Origin of the sequence: Hymenobacter aerilatus, from assembly GCF_022921095.1 — a bacterium.
Lineage (GTDB): Bacteria > Bacteroidota > Bacteroidia > Cytophagales > Hymenobacteraceae > Hymenobacter > Hymenobacter aerilatus.
The window spans coordinates 386,243-408,168 of the sequence record NZ_CP095053.1 but is presented as its reverse complement, the minus strand read 5'-3'; the positions used below and the strand labels follow the sequence as shown (position 1 = coordinate 408,168).

18 protein-coding genes are annotated in these 21,926 nt (G+C 56.9%); 12 read left to right on the top strand and 6 right to left on the bottom strand.

Going from position 1 to position 21,926, the window contains the following annotated elements:
• The first annotated feature begins 68 nt into the window (after positions 1 to 68).
• A complete protein-coding gene (locus MUN82_RS01690) occupies positions 69 to 1,595 on the top strand; it encodes a SusD/RagB family nutrient-binding outer membrane lipoprotein (RefSeq protein ID WP_245094348.1) in 1,527 nt (508 codons plus the stop codon).
• A 132-nt stretch (positions 1,596 to 1,727) separates the two neighbouring features.
• The gene (locus tag MUN82_RS01685) at positions 1,728 to 2,984 is read left to right on the top strand and encodes an SPFH domain-containing protein (protein WP_245094346.1); all 1,257 of its coding nucleotides are present in this window, start codon (positions 1,728 to 1,730) and stop codon (positions 2,982 to 2,984) included.
• A 202-nt stretch (positions 2,985 to 3,186) separates the two neighbouring features.
• Here the strand turns inward: MUN82_RS01685 and MUN82_RS01680 are convergent, their stop codons facing one another.
• A complete protein-coding gene (locus tag MUN82_RS01680) occupies positions 3,187 to 4,950 on the bottom strand; it encodes a glycoside hydrolase family 10-like protein (RefSeq protein WP_245094343.1) in 1,764 nt (587 codons plus the stop codon).
• 192 nt (positions 4,951 to 5,142) lie between these two features.
• A complete protein-coding gene (locus MUN82_RS01675) occupies positions 5,143 to 7,041 on the bottom strand; it encodes a right-handed parallel beta-helix repeat-containing protein (protein WP_245094340.1) in 1,899 nt (632 codons plus the stop codon).
• A gap of 423 nt (positions 7,042 to 7,464) precedes the next feature.
• On the opposite strand from MUN82_RS01675, the gene MUN82_RS01670 reads away from it, so the two are divergent.
• The 4 genes from MUN82_RS01670 (at position 7,465) to MUN82_RS01655 (ending at position 14,000) form a co-directional block, all read left to right on the top strand.
• Complete coding sequence (locus tag MUN82_RS01670) at positions 7,465 to 9,090, top strand: S8 family peptidase (RefSeq protein WP_245094337.1); 1,626 nt, start codon at positions 7,465 to 7,467, stop codon at positions 9,088 to 9,090.
• A 476-nt stretch (positions 9,091 to 9,566) separates the two neighbouring features.
• Positions 9,567 to 11,888: a T9SS type A sorting domain-containing protein gene (locus tag MUN82_RS01665; protein ID WP_245094334.1), complete on the top strand. Its 2,322-nt coding sequence runs from the start codon at positions 9,567 to 9,569 to the stop codon at positions 11,886 to 11,888.
• Positions 11,889 to 12,189: 301 nt separating this feature from the next.
• Positions 12,190 to 13,026 (top strand): MOSC domain-containing protein, encoded by an 837-nt coding sequence (locus MUN82_RS01660; protein ID WP_245094331.1) that lies wholly within the window; start codon positions 12,190 to 12,192, stop codon positions 13,024 to 13,026.
• Positions 13,027 to 13,334: 308 nt separating this feature from the next.
• Positions 13,335 to 14,000, top strand: a complete 666-nt coding sequence (locus MUN82_RS01655; protein ID WP_245094328.1) for a DUF2461 domain-containing protein — start codon at positions 13,335 to 13,337, stop codon at positions 13,998 to 14,000.
• 170 nt (positions 14,001 to 14,170) lie between these two features.
• Here the strand turns inward: MUN82_RS01655 and MUN82_RS01650 are convergent, their stop codons facing one another.
• On the bottom strand, positions 14,171 to 14,794 hold the full coding sequence (locus tag MUN82_RS01650; RefSeq protein WP_245094324.1) for a deoxynucleoside kinase: 624 nt from the start codon (positions 14,792 to 14,794) through the stop codon (positions 14,171 to 14,173).
• A 284-nt stretch (positions 14,795 to 15,078) separates the two neighbouring features.
• Here MUN82_RS01650 and MUN82_RS01645 point away from each other — a divergent pair, with 284 nt between their 5' ends.
• Entirely contained in the window at positions 15,079 to 15,516 is a 438-nt protein-coding gene (locus MUN82_RS01645; protein ID WP_245094321.1) for an STAS/SEC14 domain-containing protein, read from the top strand.
• Positions 15,517 to 15,549: 33 nt separating this feature from the next.
• Here the strand turns inward: MUN82_RS01645 and MUN82_RS01640 are convergent, their stop codons facing one another.
• Entirely contained in the window at positions 15,550 to 16,197 is a 648-nt protein-coding gene (locus MUN82_RS01640; RefSeq protein WP_245094318.1) for a hypothetical protein, read from the bottom strand.
• 147 nt (positions 16,198 to 16,344) lie between these two features.
• Between MUN82_RS01640 and MUN82_RS01635 the strand changes: the two genes are divergently transcribed.
• Positions 16,345 to 16,863, top strand: coding sequence for a GNAT family N-acetyltransferase (locus tag MUN82_RS01635; RefSeq protein ID WP_245094315.1), 519 nt, complete (start codon positions 16,345 to 16,347; stop codon positions 16,861 to 16,863).
• A gap of 66 nt (positions 16,864 to 16,929) precedes the next feature.
• Positions 16,930 to 17,154, top strand: a complete 225-nt coding sequence (locus MUN82_RS01630; protein ID WP_245094313.1) for a CDGSH iron-sulfur domain-containing protein — start codon at positions 16,930 to 16,932, stop codon at positions 17,152 to 17,154.
• Positions 17,155 to 17,332: 178 nt separating this feature from the next.
• Here MUN82_RS01630 and MUN82_RS01625 read toward each other — a convergent pair whose 3' ends face one another.
• Positions 17,333 to 17,581: an acyl-CoA-binding protein gene (locus MUN82_RS01625; RefSeq protein WP_245097639.1), complete on the bottom strand. Its 249-nt coding sequence runs from the start codon at positions 17,579 to 17,581 to the stop codon at positions 17,333 to 17,335.
• 171 nt (positions 17,582 to 17,752) lie between these two features.
• Here MUN82_RS01625 and MUN82_RS01620 point away from each other — a divergent pair, with 171 nt between their 5' ends.
• Together MUN82_RS01620 and MUN82_RS01615 are read left to right on the top strand one after the other, a co-directional pair.
• On the top strand, positions 17,753 to 18,811 hold the full coding sequence (locus tag MUN82_RS01620) for a sodium:calcium antiporter (RefSeq protein WP_245094311.1): 1,059 nt from the start codon (positions 17,753 to 17,755) through the stop codon (positions 18,809 to 18,811).
• Between the two features lie 74 nt (positions 18,812 to 18,885).
• Complete coding sequence (locus tag MUN82_RS01615) at positions 18,886 to 19,416, top strand: CinA family protein (protein ID WP_245094308.1); 531 nt, start codon at positions 18,886 to 18,888, stop codon at positions 19,414 to 19,416.
• A gap of 116 nt (positions 19,417 to 19,532) precedes the next feature.
• Here MUN82_RS01615 and MUN82_RS01610 read toward each other — a convergent pair whose 3' ends face one another.
• Positions 19,533 to 20,561, bottom strand: coding sequence for a hypothetical protein (locus MUN82_RS01610; RefSeq protein WP_245094305.1), 1,029 nt, complete (start codon positions 20,559 to 20,561; stop codon positions 19,533 to 19,535).
• A gap of 134 nt (positions 20,562 to 20,695) precedes the next feature.
• Here MUN82_RS01610 and MUN82_RS01605 point away from each other — a divergent pair, with 134 nt between their 5' ends.
• Positions 20,696 to 21,913 (top strand): zinc dependent phospholipase C family protein, encoded by a 1,218-nt coding sequence (locus MUN82_RS01605; protein WP_245094302.1) that lies wholly within the window; start codon positions 20,696 to 20,698, stop codon positions 21,911 to 21,913.
• Positions 21,914 to 21,926 lie beyond the last annotated feature (13 nt).

The window sequence follows — 21,926 nt, the reverse complement described above, 5'->3', positions numbered from 1 at the left end:
TAACAGGAATGCGGACGGCAACAACAATTCAACATATGAACTCAATGAAATCACGATATCTACTTTTGATGGGTCTTCTGCTGGGTAGCGGCACCTTTACGGCGTGCGAGAGCTACCTCGACGTGAATACCGACCCCAACAACCCAGTAACCACGACCCCGAATTTCCTGCTGCCTGGCATCATCTCGCAGGGCTTTCAAACGCAGATGTTCACCTCGCTTACCACTACCTACCTCACGCAGTACACGGTGCGCAAAACGCCAGTAGGCAGCACCGACCAGTATTTTCTCTCGAACGCCAACAGCACCAACGTTTTCAACTACACCTATTACTACTCGGCCGGCAACGTGCCGACGATGACGGCCGCCGCCGAAGCAGAGGGCTCGCCCTACTACGTGGGCGCGGGCAAGATTATGACGGCCATGGTGCTGGCCCATGCCACCGATATGCTGGGCGACATACCCTATACCGAGGCCTTTAAAGGCGCGGCCAACTACACGCCCGCCTACGACCCACAGCAGCAGATTTACGCCACTATCAACACCCTGCTGGATGAGGGCATTGCCCTGATGGAGCGCCCCGCCAGCGAGGAGTTCCGGCCGCTGTATGTGACCTCGCCCAGCGAAAGCGGCGACATCCTGTACAAAGGCGACGTGCAAAAGTGGATTCGCTTTGCCAACACGCTGAAAGCGCGGCAGCTCAACCACCTCACCAAGAAAGGCTCCTACAACCCGCAGCAAGTGCTGGCCTTGCTCGACAAGGGTTTTACGAGCAACGCTGACGACGCGCAGATTCAATACATTCCGGCTGTGGCGCCGCAAACGAGCACCACCAACATCTTCGGAACCACGCGCAACAACTACTCCACGGCCACTTTCTCGGCCAACATCATCAAGTACCTGAATGGCAACGCGGGCGGGGCGGCCTACCCTGGCGTGGTAGATCCGCGCTATACCATTATGGCTACCTCCATTAGCCTGGGCACCGACCCGGGCGTGAGCGTGCCTTCTACCAGCTTTGTATTGAATGGCTACTCTGACTTCTACTCCGGCTGGTACGCCCGCGACCTGGGTATTTTTCAGGTGATGACTTACGCAGAGGCCAAGTTTATTGAGGCCGAAGCGGCTTACCGGGCCGGCAACCTGTCGCGGGCCCTCACGGCCTACCGGGCTGGCATTCGGGCACATATCGAGAAAATTGGCTCGGGAGGTTCCAACGCTGTGCCGCCTGTTACGTTCCCGCTTATCGCCACCTCACAGATTGACGACTACCTGAACAGTGCCGCCGTGGCCCAGAATGAGGGCCAGCTTAGCCTGAAGCGCATTATGGAGCAGAAGTACATTGCTATGTTCCTGAACCCGGAGTCGTGGTCGGACCTGCGCCGCTTGGATTTTTCAACTGACATCTACCCCAACTTCCGCTTCCCTGTGGAGGCTAACCCCGAGGTAGAAAGCAAGTTTCCGCGCCGCATGTTGCCCGGCGCCACCGAAGTGCTCTACAACCCAGTGGCCGTAGCCAAGCTATTCAGCGACGTGGGCGCCACCTCCAACGGTAACTACATCACCAAGCCACTGTGGTGGGATCAGGCCAATTAGAAGGCCTGCTGTCATTCCGAGCGTAGCGAGTAATCTGAGTATGCACCCACAACGGTTGCGCCAGATTCCTCGCTACGCTCGAAATGACAGACAACGTCCTACCCTTTCATTCCCAAAACGCAATTCATCAGCATGTTATATTCTACTTATTTCACTTTACGCCGCACGCTACCAGTGGTAGCGTGCCTCGCCGTGGCCCTGCTCGCGGGCTGCGAGAAAGAGCCGTACGACGAGTTATACACTGTGCAACAAGACGCGGGCTTCGGCTCGTTGCGGGGCTTAGTGACGACGGCTACCAAGTTTGCGCCCGGCGAAACCGTGCCGGTACTGGTGAGCTACAACCAGCAGGACAACCTCCGCGACATTACGGTATTTCAGGTGATAAACCGCCAGGATTCAGCGGTAGTCGGCACCTACCCCGCCAGCGGCGCCTTGGATGCTACCACGCAGGCTTTCTCGCAGTCGGTGCCCTACACAGTGCCCTCTGCGCTGGCCAACAAAACGCCCGTGCGGGTAGACGTGACGTTAAACTTCACGAATGGCTCCAAGCAGCTGCGGCGCTTCTCCTACACCGTAGCTTCGGCCCCTACCCTAAAGTTTGGCGCTACCCCCGCCACCTACCGCAACGGCCTGACGGCTAACGCTCAGAGTCCCGGCGACCTGATTGGCTACTCTATTGTGATGAATGAAGGCGGCATTTCGACGGTACCTGCCGCTGGCAGCAGCGCCACGCTGTTCAAAAACATCGACAGCCTGGTGTACTATGCCCGCGTGGGCACACAAGCGCCCGTGCGCCAGGGGGTATTGCGCACGCCCACAGCTGGTGTGGCCGCCACCCGCGCCGTAGATGTACGCGTGCCCGCCGGGGCGCAGGGCCAGCCCATCACGTTCCTGTTTTCGGCCTTCGCCCAAACTCAGCGCGTCGATCTGTCCTCCGCTACCCTCAATATTGTGGCGCCTACCACGCTGGCTACCACCCAGCGCGGCATGGTCAGCTTCGGCACCGGTGCTTCTCCCGACTCGCTGGCCTATAATCTAAAGCTGGCCCGCAACGAGCCCGCCGCCAGCGCTGCCACTACCAAAGACCTGTTTGTGAGTGGTGTTGCCAACAGCAGCGTCACGCTTACGGCCGGCAACAACACGCGCTACTACAAAGTACCTGCTACTCAAGTAGCGGCTGGTTTCTATACCCAAGCCACTGCCAACGCCGTGGGCAACCTCTTGTACCAGAACACCAACACCGCCGAGCTGGGCGCCGCCACCGCTGGCGACGTGTACGCCGTACGCGTGCGCGGCACCGGCGAAGTGATACTCCTGCGCATTCTGGGCGTGAAAACCGGCGCCACCGGCGCTACCTCGCGGGTGCGGTTTGAGTATCGAATGCTGTGAGCTGGTGAAAGGGTGAGTTTGTGAAGTTGTGAGTGAAAAGCGTATGTCATCCTGAGCGCAGCGAAGGACCTTCTCACGTGAAAACGAGTCGTTGTTACGAGTATCGTTCTGCTGTGAGAAGGTCCTTCACTGCGCTCAGGATGACACCTGCTTTTCTACTTCACCCTTTCACCATTTTGCTATTTCACCACCTCACTCTTTCTCATCCCCCAAACAACCGCCCGAAGAAACCTTTGCGCCGCTTTTTCAGCTTGGTTTTCTTCTTGATGGTACCGGCTTCGGTTTTGGTTTTCACTTTCACGTCAGTAGCCGGCTTGGGGGTAGGCTGCGCGGGAGTAGGTGGTGCAGGAACGGGTACAGGCCCCGAGGGTAGGGCAGCTGGACGGGGAGCTTGCGCTACCAGAATTTCGCCTTTTCTGGTCACCACGTGCACGGGGGCGCTTTCATTGTGGAGGCGGTCTACGGCCGTCACATAGTAGGCGTATTCCTGGCCGGCCAGGGCCGTGGTATCAATCAGGGTAGGCGCGTAGGCGGTACGTGGCACCAGAGCCAGAATGTGGCGGGGGTCGTCGGGCGAGGGGGTTTCGCCCTCCGCGAAGCGGTACACCACAAAGTAACGGGCATCATCGCCATCGGCGGCGGTGGGGCCGGGCTGCCAGGTGAGCGTCACGGCCGGGGGCGTGCGCACCAGCACCAGCTGCTGAGCCGGGCGGGGCGGCACCGCGTCCAGCCAGGGCATGGCGGGCACCAGCGCCGGATAGCGAAATACGTTTTGCCGCAACGAGTCTGTGACGTGCAGCGGGTTGGCCAGCAATGATTTCGAGCTAAAAAATACGCTGCCGCTTACCTCCGTAGGGTAGCTGCGATTGAGACGAATCTGACGCATCAGTTCGCGGGGATTACGCCAGGTGGTATCGCCTTTGGTGTTTTCCAGCATCCGGTAAGGTGCCTGTCCAACATAAAGATGGCGCCCAAAGTGGTTGCGGCTCCACCACTCCACTAGCACCGGGTAGGGCGCCAGCCGGAAGTTGCTGCTCCAATACAGCTGTGGTACAATGTAATCGATCCAGCCGCGCTGTAGCCACAGGCGCGTGTCAGCATACAGGTTGGCATAGGTAGGCTGACCGGCCCGCGTGTCGGAGCCTTCGGGATGAGCCGAGCGATTCATCCAGACCCCAAACGGCGAAACGCCGAACTTCACCCAGCGCTTGGTAGCGTGAATCTCGCGGCTCAGCTTTTCAATCAGCAGGTTCACATTTTGCCGGCGCCAGTCGGCCAGTGCGAGGCGGTCGGGGTTGAACTGAGCGAAAGCGGCTTCATCGTGCACTACCTGGCCGGCTTCGGGGTAGGGATAGAAATAGTCGTCGAAATGCACGCCATCGATGTCGTAGCGACGCACTACGTCCAGAATCACCTCCGTAATGCGCTGGCGCACTTCTGGCAAGCCGGGATTGAATAGCAGCTTGCCGCCGTAGCGCAAAAACCATTCGGGGTGCTGGCGGTAGGCATGGGTAGCGGCCAGGCGCCGCGTGAGCGTATCTTGCGAGGCACGGTAGGGATTAAACCACGCATGAAACTCCATGCCGCGCTTATGCGCCTCGTCAATCAAAAACGGGAGCGGATCGTAGCCGGGATCTTTGCCTTGCTGGCCCGTCAGCCACTTACTCCAGGGTTCCAGACCACTCCGGTAGAAGGCATCGGCGGCGGGCCGCACCTGCACAAACACGGCATTGATACCCGTGCGCTGCTGCTGGTCCAGCATCCGACGGTACTCGTTGCGCTGCTGATCGGCGGTGAGGCCGGGCCGGCTGGGCCAGTCGATGTTGGCCACTGAGGCAATCCACACGCCCCGCAACTCCCGCTTGGGCGGCGCGTCCTGGGCTTGCACGGCACCATTTCCCAACAACCACAATAACATCAGTACACCCGCACCCCATCGGCAGCCGGCAGCTACTACTCGCATCATTTGCACGCTTCTAAAATCGGATAAGCGCGCAAGTTACGAGTTGTGAAGTGGTCCGTAAAAAGCACTTGTCATCCTGAGCTTGCGAAGGACCTTATGCTAGTTGAGCGAACCGTACAGTTGGCGTTCAACTAGCATAAGGTCCTTCGCAAGCTCAGGATGACAAGTGCTTTTTACCGATAACTAATAAGTACCTTATTCCACCACAATACGCTGCTGATAATGCTGGGCAGCGGCTTCTACCCGCAGTACGTACACGCCGCTGGCCAGACCAGCCACAGGCACTTCTGTTTCACGGCCCTGCAGCGTGCGCGTCAAGCAGGTGCGGCCCTGCATGTCGTAGAGACGAATGGCAACGTCGGTGGTAGGCGTATTGGTCAGCACCACGCGCACCAGCTCGTGGGTGCGAGTAGGGTAAGCCGCACACCATGGGCCCGATACAACAGCAGGCGTAGCCGTAGGCAGCGTCACGGATGGGCTTTCCGATGCTCCGATATTTCCCCGCACACCCGCTGTAGGCGTGGCCAGGCCGAAGTAGTCACGTGGCCCTACCTCCTGCCGGAACTCATCCCACAGATTCAGGGCGGCCCCTACCAGCGCTGAGGTGGGCGCCAGGCGGTAGTCGTTGCTGGCAGCCGTGGCAGCGGCCGTTGGGGTGGTCGTCGTCGCGTCGCTCTGGCTGGCAGTGCGCAATTGGGGGTTGAGGCTCAGGCCGCAGGGCCGGTCGCCCAGTTGCTCCTGGGTGGTAGCCTGCCGCCAGGTGGGTAGCGAGGCGTAGATGGTAGTGCCCCAGCGCAGCACAAAAGCGCCGCCAGCACTCCAATAGCAGTTGCCTTCCAAGCGTACGCCGTTGGTCAAGGTAGCGTCTACCAACGTCAGACCGTCGGTGGTTTGGAGCAGATTGTTGCGCAGCGCTACCCCGCTGGCCGCGCCACCACCGAGCTGCACCGCCACGGGTGCTGAATTGTTGGCGGGCTTTGTTACCAGCACCGTGTTGTTGTGCAGGCTGATACGCTGCATCTGCTCTGCCGAGGCCGGCGCCAGCACCGCCAGGGCACCTTGGTTGGCGCGGCGTGCGTCATTGTCGCTGATGTTATAGCGCACCGTCAGGTTGGTGCTGGGAGCCGTCATCGTATCAGGCTGACTGATGGCGTAGCCGGGGCCTTCGTTGTCGTGAGCATAGTTGTATTGCAGCACGGTGGTAGCGCAGCCACCTTCCAGCGCAAAGCCTCCGCCCCGCACCGTACCCGAGCGGTTGCTGTACGACTGACACTGTTGCACCGTAAGGTTGGTGCAGCGCCAGGCCCCAATGCCTGCCGGGCCAGCCGCGGGGTAGGCGTTCAGGCGGCCGTTGTTGTAGGCCTCGCACTGCTCTACCACGGCACCTGTTACGTGAGCCAGCAGCAGGCCGTAGCCGGTGCGGGTTTGTTTCAGGTCGAGGCGGCCGGTGTTGTTGTACAGCTGGCAGTGCGCCACGTACCAGTTGCGGTGCGTGGCCGCGGCCGGGCCGTAGGAGTTGATGCCGGCCTCGCCGTTGTCGTGCACGCGGCTGTTGGTAATGCGCACATCGGAGTAGCCGCTGCCTGCCCGCAGGCTGCTGATCGTCACGCCGGCCTGCTGATAACCGCTTACATCCACACTATCCAGCACTAGGCGCGGGAGCTGCGTGGCAGCCGAGTCCAGCACGAATACGACGCCGGCGCTTTTATTATTCAATCGCCCCGAGCCGGCAAAATACAGGCGGCGCAACTCGATACCGCCCACATTGCGAGCTAATAAGCCAACAGTGCCACCGCTGCTGATGGTAGCCCACCCCCGACCAAACGAGCCAAATGCAATAGGTTGAGTGGATGTGCCCTGGGTATTGCCTTTCAGCTGCAAGCCGCCTACAAAAGTCTGCTCCCCCTCAAACAATACCTGGTCACCGGGTCGTAGCGGGGCGGCATTCACCCGCGCAATGCTGCGCCAGGCAGTAGCCGGGGTAGTACCTGCCTGCGCATCATCGCCCGCAATACGGACGTAATACGTGGTTGCAGCCGCTTGCTGGCTGGCGGATAGCAACAGAAATAAAAAAAGTAGTAAACGTATTTGCATTCCTGAGGTGATTTGGCGTCAGGAATAGGAGCATAAAGAATAGTGCCACATCAAAATAGCGCTACTGTAAACGCTTTTTGCCGATTTTTAGCCGATTGTAACACTTTATATACACAATTTTAATTTACGCAGTCGGATAGTCGTCGCTTATAACCTTATACTCTATAAATACAATTCTTTACTCGCTTACCTTTCTATTTTTTCAACGAATAATGACACGTAAAAAATAGCTTTTAGCAGTTGTACGACTTCATTCTGCACAGCTTACCGGCGCGGCCAACCCAAAACGGTGTAACTAAGCGGGATTTTTCTGAATCTTGTACTGCGGGCAAGAACCAGCTTGCTGTTGCGTTGTGTTAGGCACAGCATCTACAATCGGCAACTGTGTTACTACCCGCCTCTTTGTCTTTTTAACTTTCTCTGATGCGCTTTTTCCCCTTTTCCTACCAGGCTGGCCTGGTAGCGCTGCTACTGCCTCTGGCTGCCGCCGCGCAAACTACTCCTTCGTCCTCAGATGCTCAGCCTACCCAGTGGCACCTGCTCGACCCGCAGCAGAACAATGGCGTGATGGGCCTGAGCGCCGAGCGCACCTACCAGGAGCTCCTGAAAGGCCGCACTGCTACCCCCGTTACCGTGGCCGTGATTGACGGCGGCGTGGACACGGCTCACGTAGACCTGCGCGGGGTGATGTGGCGCAACCCCAAGGAAATTGCTGGCAACGGCAAAGACGACGACGGCAACGGCTACATCGACGACGTGTATGGCTGGAACTTTATCGGGGGGCAGGACGGCCGCAACATCGATGTGGAAGCCTACGAGGATACGCGCATGCTGGCCCGTCTGGAGCCGCTCTACCAGGGCAAAACCCGCAACCAGGTGCCGGCCGCCAAGCGTGCGGAGTTCGACTTGTATCAGCAGGTGAAGAAGTCGTACCAGACGCACTACCGGGAAGACAACGAGCACTACGACCAAGTGAAGGACACATATCCGCAGACTCAGGCCATTGCCGACCAGATGAAGCAGGCTCTAGGCGTGTCGCGCCTGGACACGGCTACCCTGCGCAACCCGCCTACCGATAATGCCGACCTGCGCAAGATCAGCCAGCTGTTTTACCAGAACCTGAAGGCCGGGGGCTATGCTGATCTGGAATCGGTGCTGGACGACATGAAGCGCGCCTACGACCAGACCAAAAACCTGGTGGAGTACTCGCTCGACCTCAAGTACACCCCCCGCGGCATTGTGGGCGACGACCCCGACAACCTCAAGCAACGCTTCTACGGCAACGCCGACGTGACCGGCCCCGACCCTACCCACGGCACGCACGTGGCAGGCATCATTGCCGGCGACCGAACCAATAACGTAGGCATCATGGGCGTGGCGGGCCTACCCGTACGCATTATGGCGGTGCGGGCTGTACCCAACGGCGACGAGCGCGACAAAGACGTGGCCAACGCCATCCGCTACGCCGTGGATAACGGGGCGCAGATCATCAATATGAGCTTCGGCAAGTACTTCTCGCCTCACCGCGAGGCCGTGGAGGAAGCTATCCGCTACGCCGATACCAAGGGCGTGCTGCTGGTGCACTCGGCCGGCAACGAGTCCATCGATATCGACACCAAGAAGCAGTACCCGTCGCCGGTGTTCCTGAATGGCAAGACCATCCCGAACATGATTACGGTAGGCGCCGCATCGCGTACCAACAACCAGGAGCTGGTAGCCGATTTTTCAAACTACGGCAAGAAAAACGTAGACGTATTTGCGCCCGGCGTGCAGATCTACTCTACCCTTCCCAACAATACCTACGGCAACGAGAGCGGCACCAGTATGGCTGGCCCCATGGTAGCCGGTATGGCGGCGGTGTTGAAAGCCTATTTCCCCAAGCTTAGCCCCGAAGATCTGAAACGCATTATCCGCGAGTCGGCTACGCCTTTGCATACCAAGGTGCTGAAGCCCGGCGGCAAAACCACCATCGACTTTGCCGAGCTATCGAACACGGGTGGTTTAGTGAACCTCTACAAGGCCGTGCAAATGGCGCAGCAGGTGCAGTAGCCTTTTTGCAAACCACAGCGCAAGCGGCGCGGCAGCTACCAGTTTGGTAGCTGCCGCGCCGCTTCTTTTATGCTCTTATCGTTCTCTGATACAAATATTTACAACAGCCTGCTATAACCACCACTCGAACAATGCCAAAAGGTTGCATCTCATCATCACTACTCAAATAATTCAATTATAATTTTTGAAGGGAATATTTCTAAAATCAGGCTTCCCTACGCTATCCAAGAGCACAAAAAATAACAAGCGTAATAGACTTTTTTGTTGTCTCCCATAACGCGTCATATTCCAATAATGGCCCTATACAGGATTTAACTCAGACGAGCGTCCTATAACGAGAAACTCTATATAGGATAGAACACATTCTCTATTATATAACTAAATCCTGTTTTTGTTAAATATAAGATTTATTTAACACAATTTTTTCATCTATACGTTAAATTTGTGACAGAATTCTTCTATTCCACCTTCTCAAAATGAAACACTTATATCTAACCCGAAAGGTCTTTAGTGCTCTTTTCTTACTCGTGCTGGCAGTAGGGAGCGCGAAGGCGCAGTTTAGGACTGTTAACGTAAATGGTAGTGCTGACGCTACTGAGTATGGTAACGAAAACACTCAGGAGACTGATGTTTCTGACCGTCCTAATATGACATGGTATATGACATGGGATGATACCAACCTATATATCGCCATTTCTGATGTAAATAACGACGTTAACAAGAGAGAGGCAACCGTAATTTATCTAGATACTAATCCGATTATCCCAGTTAACGGAGGCTCAAGTTCCGACGGTTCGAATAAGGCTTTTAATAATTATGATGGCACTAGCGGTATTCTACCTTTTCGTGCAGATATAGCTCTGTTCCTGCGTAAAAATTACAAGGAGTATCGTAAACCAGACGGTGGTAATGGCTGGAATAATCCAGTGAGTGATAACAACACTGGTAATACCAGAACAGGTATTACTGTAGTTTATAACAATGAAAGCACAAACGGTACGCGCGAGATTTCCATTCCATGGAGTATTATGGGCGGAAGGCCTGCCTCTTTCAATATGGTAGGTTACGTAACTGCTCCTACATTAAATGGCGGGTATATATACGGTCAGATTCCCGCTAAAACTGTTTTAAATAGAAATGGAGCGGGTCCTATTGGCACTGATGCTAAGTTCGTACGTTATTATACTGTTTCTAGTACTAACAACGGAGCTGTAAACAGCACAGAAGCCGGAGCCACCGGCCCGTTTAGCCGTGAAAGCTACGCTACTCCTGACCAGAACAATTCAAACTTTGGTCAAATCAGCGTATACGACTTCACTGCGAACCACCCTTTCATTAATAATTCCCTACAACTCAACCGTACTTCAAGTGGCACGCCTACTTGGAATATCAGCAATAACCTATACATCGGCAAAGATGTCAGCGTATATGCTAATACGCAGGCACCTATTAATGTAGGCGGTAAATTTACTGTAGCTGACGGTGGTAAATTTTACCAGGAAGCGGCTCCTTTGCGCATCACTGGTGATTTTACAATCAATGATTTTGGCACATTTGCTCCTGGCTCTGCTGCAACCAGTGCTGTTGTTTTGGATGGAGACGAAACGCAAGTTGTTCGCGCTAAAAACTTAACACTTGCAAATCTGTCTCTCACTGGTGGTGATAAAACACTGACTAGCAACCTAACGATTAACAACAATATTACGCTCAGCGCTGGTGCTCGGCTTGTTACGGGCAACAACTCGCTTATTTTGACAGGTAATACTGTTAATGCCCCGGGCGCGCAGTTAAACGAAGTTCTTGATGCTGCTGCTGATGAAGCAGGCGGCGGCTATGTTCTCGGTACTGTTGAGTCGACAGAGCAGATTGGCATCAGTGACCGAGATTATAATTTCAATAACATTGGTCTAACCATTCGTGCAAATGGTACCACGGCCCCTACACTTCCGGGCCAAGTTACCGTACAACGCTTGACTGGTCTGATCGTAACGGCTCAAGAGCCAGGTAATCCTACCAGCATTAGCCGTCAATATCGCATCGTAGCAGGTAACCAAAACAACGTAGATGTAGACCTCACGTTTGGTTACCGGGATAAGCAGAACAACGAGTTACGCACTATCCCGGAAGCTCAACTGACCTTGTTCCGCTCTCCTGCTTTTAATCAGGGTCCATACCAGCGAATCGGTGGCGCTGTTAATGCAACGGCAAATACTGTATTCGCTCGCACTGCAGTAAACCTATCGGGCGTCTTTACCCTCGGCGACGGTAACAACCCCCTACCCGTCGAACTCGTTGCCTTCACGGGCAAGCTGGAAGGCTCAGCCGTTCGTCTGAACTGGGCTACGGCTTCGGAGAAGAACAACAAAGGCTTTGAAGTGCAGCGCAACACCGGCGGCGACCAGTGGTTTACGCTGGGTTTTGTAGCCGGCCACGGCAGCACCAGCCAGCGCAATGCCTACTCCTTCCGTGATGCCAATGCCCCCGAAGGCAAAGCCACCTACCGCCTGCGTCAGCTCGACAACGACGGCACCGAAAGCTTCTCGCCCGTAGTAACCATCGAAGTACCGGCCGGCAACGCGCCTGCTCTGGTGCTGAGCCCCGTTCCTACCCCCGATGTACTGACCATCAGCGGCCTGGGTAGCGGTGCTCACGTAGCCGAAGTGTACGACATGATGGGTAAGCGTGTGCTGAGCCACTCGTTTAAAGACCAAACGACGACGGTATCGGTAGCCAACCTCCCCAGCGGCTTGTACGTGGTGCAGGTGCAGGGCAAGAAAAGCAAGTTTGTGAAGCAATAACCCGTCGGGTATGTTTCACTGCCGGACCGGCGCGAGAGGTTAGCCTCCCGCGCCGGTCTTTTTTTTGTTCGTCCAATTCCCTTCAAAACGCCCTGCTGAGCGGAGTCGAAGCATCTCGCGTGCTCCCGGTAACTCCCTGACAGCTGGGATTAGCGTAGCACGCGGGATGCTTCGCCTCCGCTCAGCAGGACAGATTGAGAGAGTACGTGAAACGACCCAATAGAGCATGCAAGATTTCTTCCGCTGCTCGAAATGATACTCCTTCCCATTGTCTCTGCTGTTGCCTCCCTACCTTTACCGCATGGCTACCTCCCTTACCCTCTCCGATATTTACATTTACCCCGTTAAGTCGCTGGGCGGTATCCGCCTGACGGAGGCAGCCGTGGGCCTGCGAGGTCTGCAATACGACCGGCGCTGGCTGGTGGTAGATGCGCGCAACCAGTTCATGACGCAACGGCAGATTGCCGCTATGGCCCTGCTGGACGTGGCCCCCGCTTTCAACGGCTTTCTGCTCACACACCGCCAACGCCCTGACCTGCTACCCCTCTACATTCCCTTTGAGGCAAATCGAGAAAAGACGCTGTTCGTGACCATCTGGGATGATATGGTCTTTGCCTGGCGCGGCACCCCCGCCGCCGATGAGTGGTTGACCGAAGCCCTGGGCCAGGAATGCCGGCTGGTGTATATGTCGGATATGGTGCGGCGCGAGGTAGAGCCCGACAAGCCCGAGCTGAACCCGGCTGGCACGCTCGTCAGCTTCGCCGATGGCTACCCCTACCTCCTCATTGGGCAGGCGGCCTTGGATGATTTGAGCGCACGCCTCACCGCCCCGGTCCCCATGAATAGGTTCCGGCCCAACCTGGTATTCACCGGCGGCGAGCCGTTTGCGGAGGACACCTGGGCCGATTTTCAGATAGGCGACATCACCTTCCGGGCCGTGCGGGCCTGCGGGCGTTGCGTCGTCACCACCATCGACCAGCAAACCGCCCAAAAGTACCCCGAAACCCTGAGTACCCTGGCTTCCTACCGCACGGTAGGCCGCAAGGTGCTGTTCGGCCAGAACGTTACGACCAGCAGCCAGGGCATCATCCGGGTAGGCGACTCGCTAACGGTGCTGAGTAATAAAGAGAATAGCTAAAGCCAAGCTAAAGAACGAACTCCCCTCCTTTTTTAAGGAGGGGTGGCCGAAGGCCGGGGTGGTAAGTCGCAAGAACAACACAATGGCCACTTTCTATCCTAAATTATCTATCACCCTAAGCTGTCTGTCATCCTGAGCTTGCGAAGGACCTTGTCACGCGTGAACGAGTCGTTGACATGAAAGTCATTCAACGTGAGAAGGTCCTTCGCAAGCTCAGGATGACAGACGACTTGGTATGACACAAGTCCCTTGACTTGCATCTCCACTTCCTACCCAACTCCCGCCTACCCTGACTCGTATGCCCAGCCATGAATCGTGCTGCAATACTGGATTTTTTGCGCGGCTTAGCCGCTAATAACAACAAGCCCTGGATGGACGAGCACCGGGCTGAATATCATCAGGCCCGCGCTGTGTTTAAAGAATTGGTGGCGGAGGTGCTCCAGGGGGTACAACGTTTCGAGCCGGCGCTACAAACTCTCACGGCTGGGGAGACGATGTACCGCATCAACAAAAACGACCGGTTTCAGCAGGGACAGGAGCCGTATAAACGCCACATGGGCGCGGGCCTCAAGGCGGAGGGTAGGCACTCGCGCTGGGCAGGCTATTTTCTGACCTTGGAGCCGGGCAACTCCTGGCTGGGTGCCGGCAAGTGGCAGCCCGACGCGGCCAGCCTGCAACGCATCCGTCAGGAAATCCATTACTCTTCTGAGGCCTTCCACGCCCTGCGCCAGTACCCCGAGTTTGTGCGCCACTTCCCTGACGGCCTGGAGGGCGACCGGCTCCAGCGCCCACCCAAAGGCTACGACAAAAACGACCCCGACATCGAATGGCTCAAGATGAAAAGCTTCCTGGTCAGCCGTCCCATCTCCGATGCCGAGCTACTTCAACCCAACTTCGTGGAAAAAGCCGTCGAAAGCCTGCACATAGCGCAGCCGCTGGTACAGTTCCTCAATCAGGCGATTGGGGAGGAGTAAGGAAATGGTGAGGTTGTGAGTTGAAAAACGAGTGTCATCCTGAGCGCAGCGAAGGACCTTATCACGCGTGAACGATAATCGTTGTTACGACTTGTTCACGCGTGATAAGGTCCTTCGCTGCGCTCAGGATGACACTCGTTTACTATTTGTCACTCACCACTTTATCACCTCTAAAACAGCCCGAACAACGTGCTGTTAATTCGCTCGATGACCACGCCTAGGTCCTCGGGGTTGTTCACGTAGTCGAGGTTGTTTACGTCAACGACCAGCAGCTTGCCATGCTTGTAGCCGCTGATCCACTTCTCGTAGTGCTCGTTGAGGTTTTTGAGGTATTCAATTTTGATGTTGTTCTCGTAGTCGCGGTTGCGCTTTTCGATTTGCTGGATGAGCTTGGGCAGATCAGCTTTGAGGTAGAGCAGCAAGTCGGGCGCGTCTACCATGCTAATCATCGACTCGAACAGGTTGCAGTAGTTCTGGTAGTCGCGTTCCGTCATGAGGCGCGACTCGTGCAGGTTGGCCGCAAAAATGTGCGCGTCCTCATAAATAGTTCGGTCCTGAATCACGCCTTTACCGGCCCGCTGCAGCTCCTTGATGCGCTGCACCTGCCGAAAGCGGCTGTTCAGGAAATATACTTGCAGGTGAAAAGCCCAGCGTGGCATATCGTCGTAGAAATCCTTGAGGTAGGGATTGTGGTCGACGTCTTCCAGAAACACTTCCCAGTTGAAGTGGTGGGCCAGCTTGTTGGCCAGCGTAGTTTTGCCGGCCCCAATGTTGCCGACGATGGCGATGTGCATACGTATAAAAAGCAGGTAGCGAGAGAAGCAGAGAACCACAAAAGTAGCGGAAAGCCGGCAACCGTGTTCCTCCTTTTGTTAGCTCTCGTGCACTACGAATAGCCCCATTGCTTACTGGCAATGCTTCTGCAAAAAACGTATCTTGTTCTACTACTCTGTTTTAGCTTTTTACGGCCGGCACCGCCGCTGCCTTTTCTGCACTGTGCGCCTTCGCCGTCAGGATACATCACACGCAACGCTACTGCCTATTTTCCTTTCTACCTACCCTTTCGCTGGTTTTGGCCATGGCTATTGCCTCTCCTCTCCCCACCGACTGCTACCCGGTGCACGATGCACTCGGCCAGCTTATTGCCACCGCCTATTACCACACGCAGGGCGAACTGCTGTGTGTGGTCTGGACCGGCCATATCACCAACGTGGAGGTGCTGCAGGTAGCAGAGGCTTTCTTACAGCTCCAGGCCCTCCGGCCCATCCGGCGCCTCTACAACGACAAGACCACCACCACCGGCGACTGGGCCGAGGCCATGCCCTGGCTGGAGTTTGAGTGGTTGCCCAAGGCCATTCACCAGGGCTTACAGGCCATTGCCTATGTCTTATCGCCGGATATATCCAACCAGCTCATCAGCCGGCGCTTTGCCGACCGGGTGCGGCCGCAATTGCCCATCCGGCTGTTCTTCGACTACGATAAAGAAGCGGCCCTGGGGTGGCTCCAAGCCCAGTAAGCTTGGCGCCACCCCAGGGCCGTTTGCGCCCGGCTACTTATCGTCCGTCACAATATCCTTCATGCCCCGGGCCTTTTCCAGCGTCCGGAACTCCCCTTGCCAGGAGCGAATGCGCAGGCGGTCCTCCATGGCAATCTGACTGCGCACTTGCTCGTAGCGGGCATTCAGAGAGCTCAGAACCGTGCTGGCCTCAGCCCATTCAGTGTCAGTCCATTGCCGGCGCTGGGCACGGGTGGCATCAACGAAGCGCGAGTACAGATCCACCATTTCCGACGCGCGGGCCTTGCTGATCTGTACATCTTCGTTGAGCAGGCGGCGCTGCGCCTGCTGCTCGGTGGCAGGCTGCGCGGCCTGGGCTTCTAGGCGCTGCTGCTGGGCAGCCCACTCCTGGTAGCGCGTTTTCTGTTGCGCATACTCACGTTTCGACTGCGTAGAGAGACTGTCGGTGGCGCGGTCGAGGCGCTGGCTCTGGCGGTCGAAGTTGGACTTCAGGGCAGGCCAGTTGCGGCGGGCGCTGGCATCAGCCTTATCCACTTGCTGATTCACCCAAGCCGAGAAATTGCGCAGCTCCGTTTCGGCTTTCGACTGCGTGCGGTTGGGAGTAGTGGTTTGTGCGGTGGCGGCGGTAAGCGGCACGAAGGCGCTGGCCGCCAGAAAAAAGGAGAATGCGTATTTTTTCATTTTCGTAAGAAAACGGGCCGAAGCCACTGGTACAAATGAGGCAGCTCTGGCTGCCCCTGCCCTGCCAACGACAATTTCCGGCCCAAAGATGTAATGGAACGCAGGTAAAGTTCGCTTTTTCCGCGAAAAATGCCGTTTTTGCGGTCTATGTCTGCTTCTTCTCCCACTGCTATTGCCGTTCAGCCTGCCACCCTGGCGGATATTCCTACCATCATCACGCTGGCTGAAGCCACTTGGGAGCCTACCTACCGATTTATCCTTTCCAAGGAACAGATCGACTACATGTACCGGGTGATTTACACCCCCGCTTCCCTGCATCGCCAAATGACCGACGACCAGCACAGCTTCCTGCTGCTGCTGGTAGAGGGGCACCCAGCCGGTTACGCATCGTTTTCGCCCCTGCCCGCAGAGGAGGCGGTGTATAAGCTACACAAAATCTACGTGCTACCCTCCCACCAGGGCCAGGGACTAGGGCAGCGGCTGGTAGAGGCGGTAGAACATGCCGTGCGCGCCGCCGGCGGACAGACGCTGGAGCTGAATGTGAACCGCTACAACCCGGCCGTATCCTTCTATGAGCGCCTGGGCTTCCAACGTTACCGTGAGGATGATATTCCGATTGGTCCGTACTGGATGAACGATTTTATTCTGCGCAAGGAGTTGGTATAGCGCGTCGGCGCGGCCAGTTGCCAATGTGGCGGTTATCTTTACGGTTCACCAAACCTGTTTTCAACAATGGCAACCAAACTTACGGTTCTCAGCAATGGCTCCCTGCGCGTAGAGGGCAACGATTTTGAGCTGGTAGACGCGCAAGGCAACCCCTACGGCCTGGGCGGCCGCGAGCGAATCAGCATCTGCCGCTGCGGCCTCTCGGCCCAAAAGCCCTTCTGCGACGGCTCCCACAAAGGCCACTTCGAGCACGACGCCAAAGCCTTCGACCTCCCCGCTCCCAAGCAGTAGTAAATAGTGAGTAACAATACGGGTGTCATCCTTCATCTGGCGTCCGCTTGCGAAGGACCTTATCACGTTGCACGACTAGCGTACCAACGATTCGTTCTCGCGTGAGAAGGTCCTTCGCTCTGCTCAGGATGACACCCGTATTGTTACTCACCATTTCACAACTTCACCATCTCACCACTTAAAGAGAGTCGACTAGCGCCACATATTCTTGGCGGGCCGACTCTTTGCTTTTCCCGCTGAGGCCAGCCCAGGCATCGTACTTGGCAATGGCTTTAAAATCGAACCCACCGGGGCGGGAGCCGGTTACGTCGCCTTCGGAGGCTTGCTTGTAGAGCGCGTAGAGCTGGAGCAGCACCGTATTGGAGGGCTTGCTGGGGAGTTGCTGGGCGCGTTGGGCGGCGGCTTCAAATTCTTCCTGCGTGACCATAGAAACGTAGTTGATGTAAGGAATAGACAATGCGGGCAAGTTACAGAAAGGCGGGAAAGAATGCTGCATGCAGCATTCTTTCCCGCCTTTCTGCGTACTTATTCTACCTGATCAGCCAAGCTGCGTACTACTGCCAGCACGCCTGTATGTGCTACCCTACCCCTCCCCTCCATGTCGCATTTTTCTCCCGCGCTGCTGGTAGCGCTATTCGTTGTAGCCGCCGTGGTGGTATGGCAGGCAGGCACCTACCTTTCTGATACCACCGATGTGCTAGCCCAGCGCCTGAAGCTAGGCGATGCGTTGGGCGGATTGCTGCTGCTGGCCATCGTGACGAATCTACCGGAAGTGGTTATCACCCTGAGCGCATCGTTGCGCGGGCAAGTAGATCTGGCGGTGGGCAATATTTTGGGTGGCATTGCGGTGCAAACGCTGGTGCTGGTGGGGCTTGATGCTTTCGGCAAGGGCCACGCGACACCGCTTACCCACCGCGTGCACACGCTACAGCCCGTGCTGGAAGCGCTGCTAGTAGTGGCGGTGTTAACGGTGGTGGTGCTGGGAGCCCAGCTACCCGCTAGCCTGTTGGGTGGGCACGTGTCGCCGGCTGAGGTAGTGCTGGTACTGCTTTGGTTGGGCGGTGTTTTCCTTGTTGGCAAAGCAGAGCACGGCCTACCCTGGCTGGCCCATGCCCCGGCCGCTACCACGAACCGCCCCGAGCCCCAGGACGCTACCCAACAAAAGCAGAAGCCCTTTGCGAACAGCAGCACGAAGCGCGTAGCGCTGGTATTTGGAGCGGCATCCCTGGCTACGTTGCTAGCCGGCTGGGCGCTGGAAGTCAGCGGCGAGCAACTGGCTGACCAGCTGGGCATGACAGGCTTATTTTTTGGCGCTACCGTGCTGGCCGCTGCCACCTCCCTACCCGAAGTCTCGACTGGACTGGCAGCCTTGCAATTAGGTAAGCCGGAGCTGGTAGTGAGCGACATTTTTGGGGGCAATGCTTTTTTGCCCGTCTTATTTTTGCTGGCCGCGCTGGTATCAGGCAAAGCAGTGCTGCCGCGTGCCCAGGCGTCCGATTTGTACCTCACTGGTTTGGGCATTTTGCTGAGCAGCGTGTATGCCGTCGGACTGGTGTTTCGCTCACGGCGGCAGGTAGGGCGCCTCGGCCTCGACTCGTGGGCGGTACTGGTACTGTACGCGCTGGGCATGCTGGGCTTGCTTTTCATTCAGCAGTGAGCCGGTAGCTCCTCCATAACCAGCGGTGGAGCCGAGCGTATCACTTATTAAACCACTTGCCCTTACGCCATCCCATGCCTAAATCAACAGAACCTGACCTCGAAATGCTGGTCAAATTGTGTCTGCAACACAAGCTCCAGTTAGCATTGGCCGAAAGCTGTACGTGTGGCCTGGTAGCCGCCCAACTGGCGCCCGTGCAGGGTATAAGTGAGGTGTTATTGGGTTCCGTCGTCACGTACCATGCAGAAGCCAAGCAGAAATTGCTGGGCGTCAAAAAGAACACGCTCACCACCTACTCAGCAGAAAGTCAGCAAACGACCAACGAAATGGCCCAGGGGCTACACCGCCAGCTACCAGCCGAGGTGTGCGTAGCCGTGACGGGGCTCTGTGGCCCCGGTGCCTCCGAAAGCCCCGATAAGCCCGTTGGTACTGTTTTCGTGACGATTCTGCTGGAAGGCCGCGCCCACGAGTATCGGGAGGAGTTTCCGGGCAGCGACGGCGAACAACTGCGCCAGCAAGCCACCACGCTGGTCTACGAAAAGCTACTGGAGCTTCTCAAATTATACCAGGCAGATCCTTCTAAACGAACCGCCCTTTCCAAGTAGCGCTTCCCGCGCACTACCGTTAGTACGTACTTGCGGTACTCGGTGAGTAACAGGCCATGTGTCATCCTTCGCAAGCGCAGGATGACACATGGCCTGTTATGCATTACTTCATCATTTCACCGCTGTGGGCGCACCAGCATGATTTTCAGGTTCAGCCGCACTACGTCGCCCATGGTGCGGCAGCGGCTGAACTGTGTGGTGCCGTGGTGGGTGTTGAGGTCTTGCTTGAGCTGCGCAATCTTTTCGGGCGGGGCCAGCTCGGAGCGGCGCATGCAGTCCATCAGGTCGCGGAGGCGGTAGCGCTCCGAGCGCACGCGCCGGGCCATCAGGGTGCGCTCCTCGGCCTGGTATTGGCGCACGGTATCGGGCTCCAGCCAGCGGCTGCACAGCTCCACCACCGGGCGGTTGTCTTTAAAAAACTGCGGCAGGTACATGGTTTTCCTACCCTCGTAGCTCTGCTGGTCAAAGTCGATGGCGCGCACGCGGTACTGCTCGTCTTCGAAATCGGGCGTCACGTCAATCACGTAGTTGTAGGCGCGCATATCGCCCAACAGGCGGGCAAAGCACCGCTCGTTGAACTTCACAAACTCCTTGGCAATACGCACTTGGTTGAGCTGGGGCGTGCGCAGCCGGGTGCGGATGAAGTCGTCGCCGGGAATGCCCACAATGTGCTCCTCAATCAAGGTTTCGTTCTGCACCAAGTAGTTGATGCTGTTGGGCGAAAGCAGGTGCTCCAGCTCCAGGCCGTATACGCGGGAGGCGTCGGCGCGCTTCACGTAGAAATAGTCGTAGTTGTCGTTGAGTTGGTTGACCACGCGCACCCGAAACGGGTTGCTATTGCCGAAGCGGCAGTAGTCGATGCGGTCGGCCAGTAGGTGTTCGGTGAACGACAGGTCGCCATCGGTTTTCAGCAGGGCGTATATCTCTGTTAGGCCGCGGGTCAGCTCCTGCAGCTCGCTGGGCTCGTAGTACACGGTTTCCCAGAGCGTGTCGCGGCCCTGGCGGTCGAGCAGGGGGTAGGCGTTGCTCACGCGCAAAAGGTCGAGGTAGGAAATGGGCAGGTCCGTGGCGCGGTCGTACTGGCGCAGGTAGTGGCGCAAGGCCGCATCGAGCGGGTAGATCTTTTTCTTTTTGGAAATTTCCACGGGATGAGGATAGGTATGCGAAAAAATAGGACTGGGGCAGGAATCGGCGGAAAAACTGAAGTTCTGGTGGTCAGGCTCAGGTATTTAATCTCGAACTTTACGGTATTCTACTGTGTGTTCTTCTGTTGTCAAAGATGAAAAAACTACTGACTCCGCTGCTGCTTGCTACGTTGGTGCTGCTGCCTACCCTGTCGCCGGGCTGGGGCTTCATGGGCCACCGCACCATTGCGCAGATTTCGGTGTACGCGCTGCCCAAAGCCATGCAGCCGTTTTACTATCACTTTCTGCCGCGCCTGGTGAAGCTCTCCACCGCTCCTGATGAGCGCCGCGACGTAGACCCCACGGAGGCGCCCAAGCACTACATCGACATGGACCACTACGGCACCGACCCGTTTGGGGCCATGCCCAAAGCCTGGGAAAAGGCCGTGGCCAAATACTCGGCCGATACGCTGCGCAAGTACGGTACCGTGCCGTGGACGGTTATCGACCTGAAGGACCAGCTCACCCAGGCCTTCCGCGACGGTGACACCACCAATATTCTGAGACTGTCGTCGGACTTGGGCCACTATATCGGCGACGCCTTTGTGCCCCTGCATACCACCCAGAATTACGACGGTCAGCTCACCAACCAAACCGGCCTTCATAGCCTGTGGGAGTCGAAGCTACCGGAGCGCCACATTGCCAAGTACAAGCTCAACAGCGAAGAGGCTAAGTACGTGAAAGACCCACTGGCAGCCATTTGGCTAACCGTGCAGCAGTCGTACGGCTTCCTGGGCGCCACGTTTGATGAGGAAGAAAAGGTAACGCTGAAGTATACCCCCGAAACCAAGTACAATTACTCGCACAAGTACGGCACTACCCGCCGCTCCTACTCCGATGCCTTCGCTGATTCTTACCATGATATTGTGGGCGGCCAAGTAGCCTACCGCCTCAAGCAGGCCCCTACCCTGGTAGCCTCTATGTGGTACACGGCCTGGAAAGACGCCGGCAGCCCCAACCTCGACAAGCTGCTGGGCCATGAGCCCACCAAGGAAGAAAAAGACCGTCTGGCTTCCGACCTGAAGCTCTGGAAAGACAACCAGCTGGTGCCTCAGCAGCGCCTGCTGGCCCTGGAGAAACCGAAAGCCGCCGCCCGCCCCGACCAGATTGGCGCCGCCACCGAGATGAGCACCCCCACTGCGTCTGATTTAGAAGAAAAACCACAGCCGGCTGCTACCGCCGCGCCCGCTAAAGCAGCAGCCCCTACCCCCGATAAAGTGAAGGTGAAAGTGAAGCCTGCCGCGGCTCCTGCTACCAAAACCAAGGTGAAAGCCAAAAAAGCCAGCGACGACTGGGGCACCGGCGCCTGGTAAGGTATTTATGGTT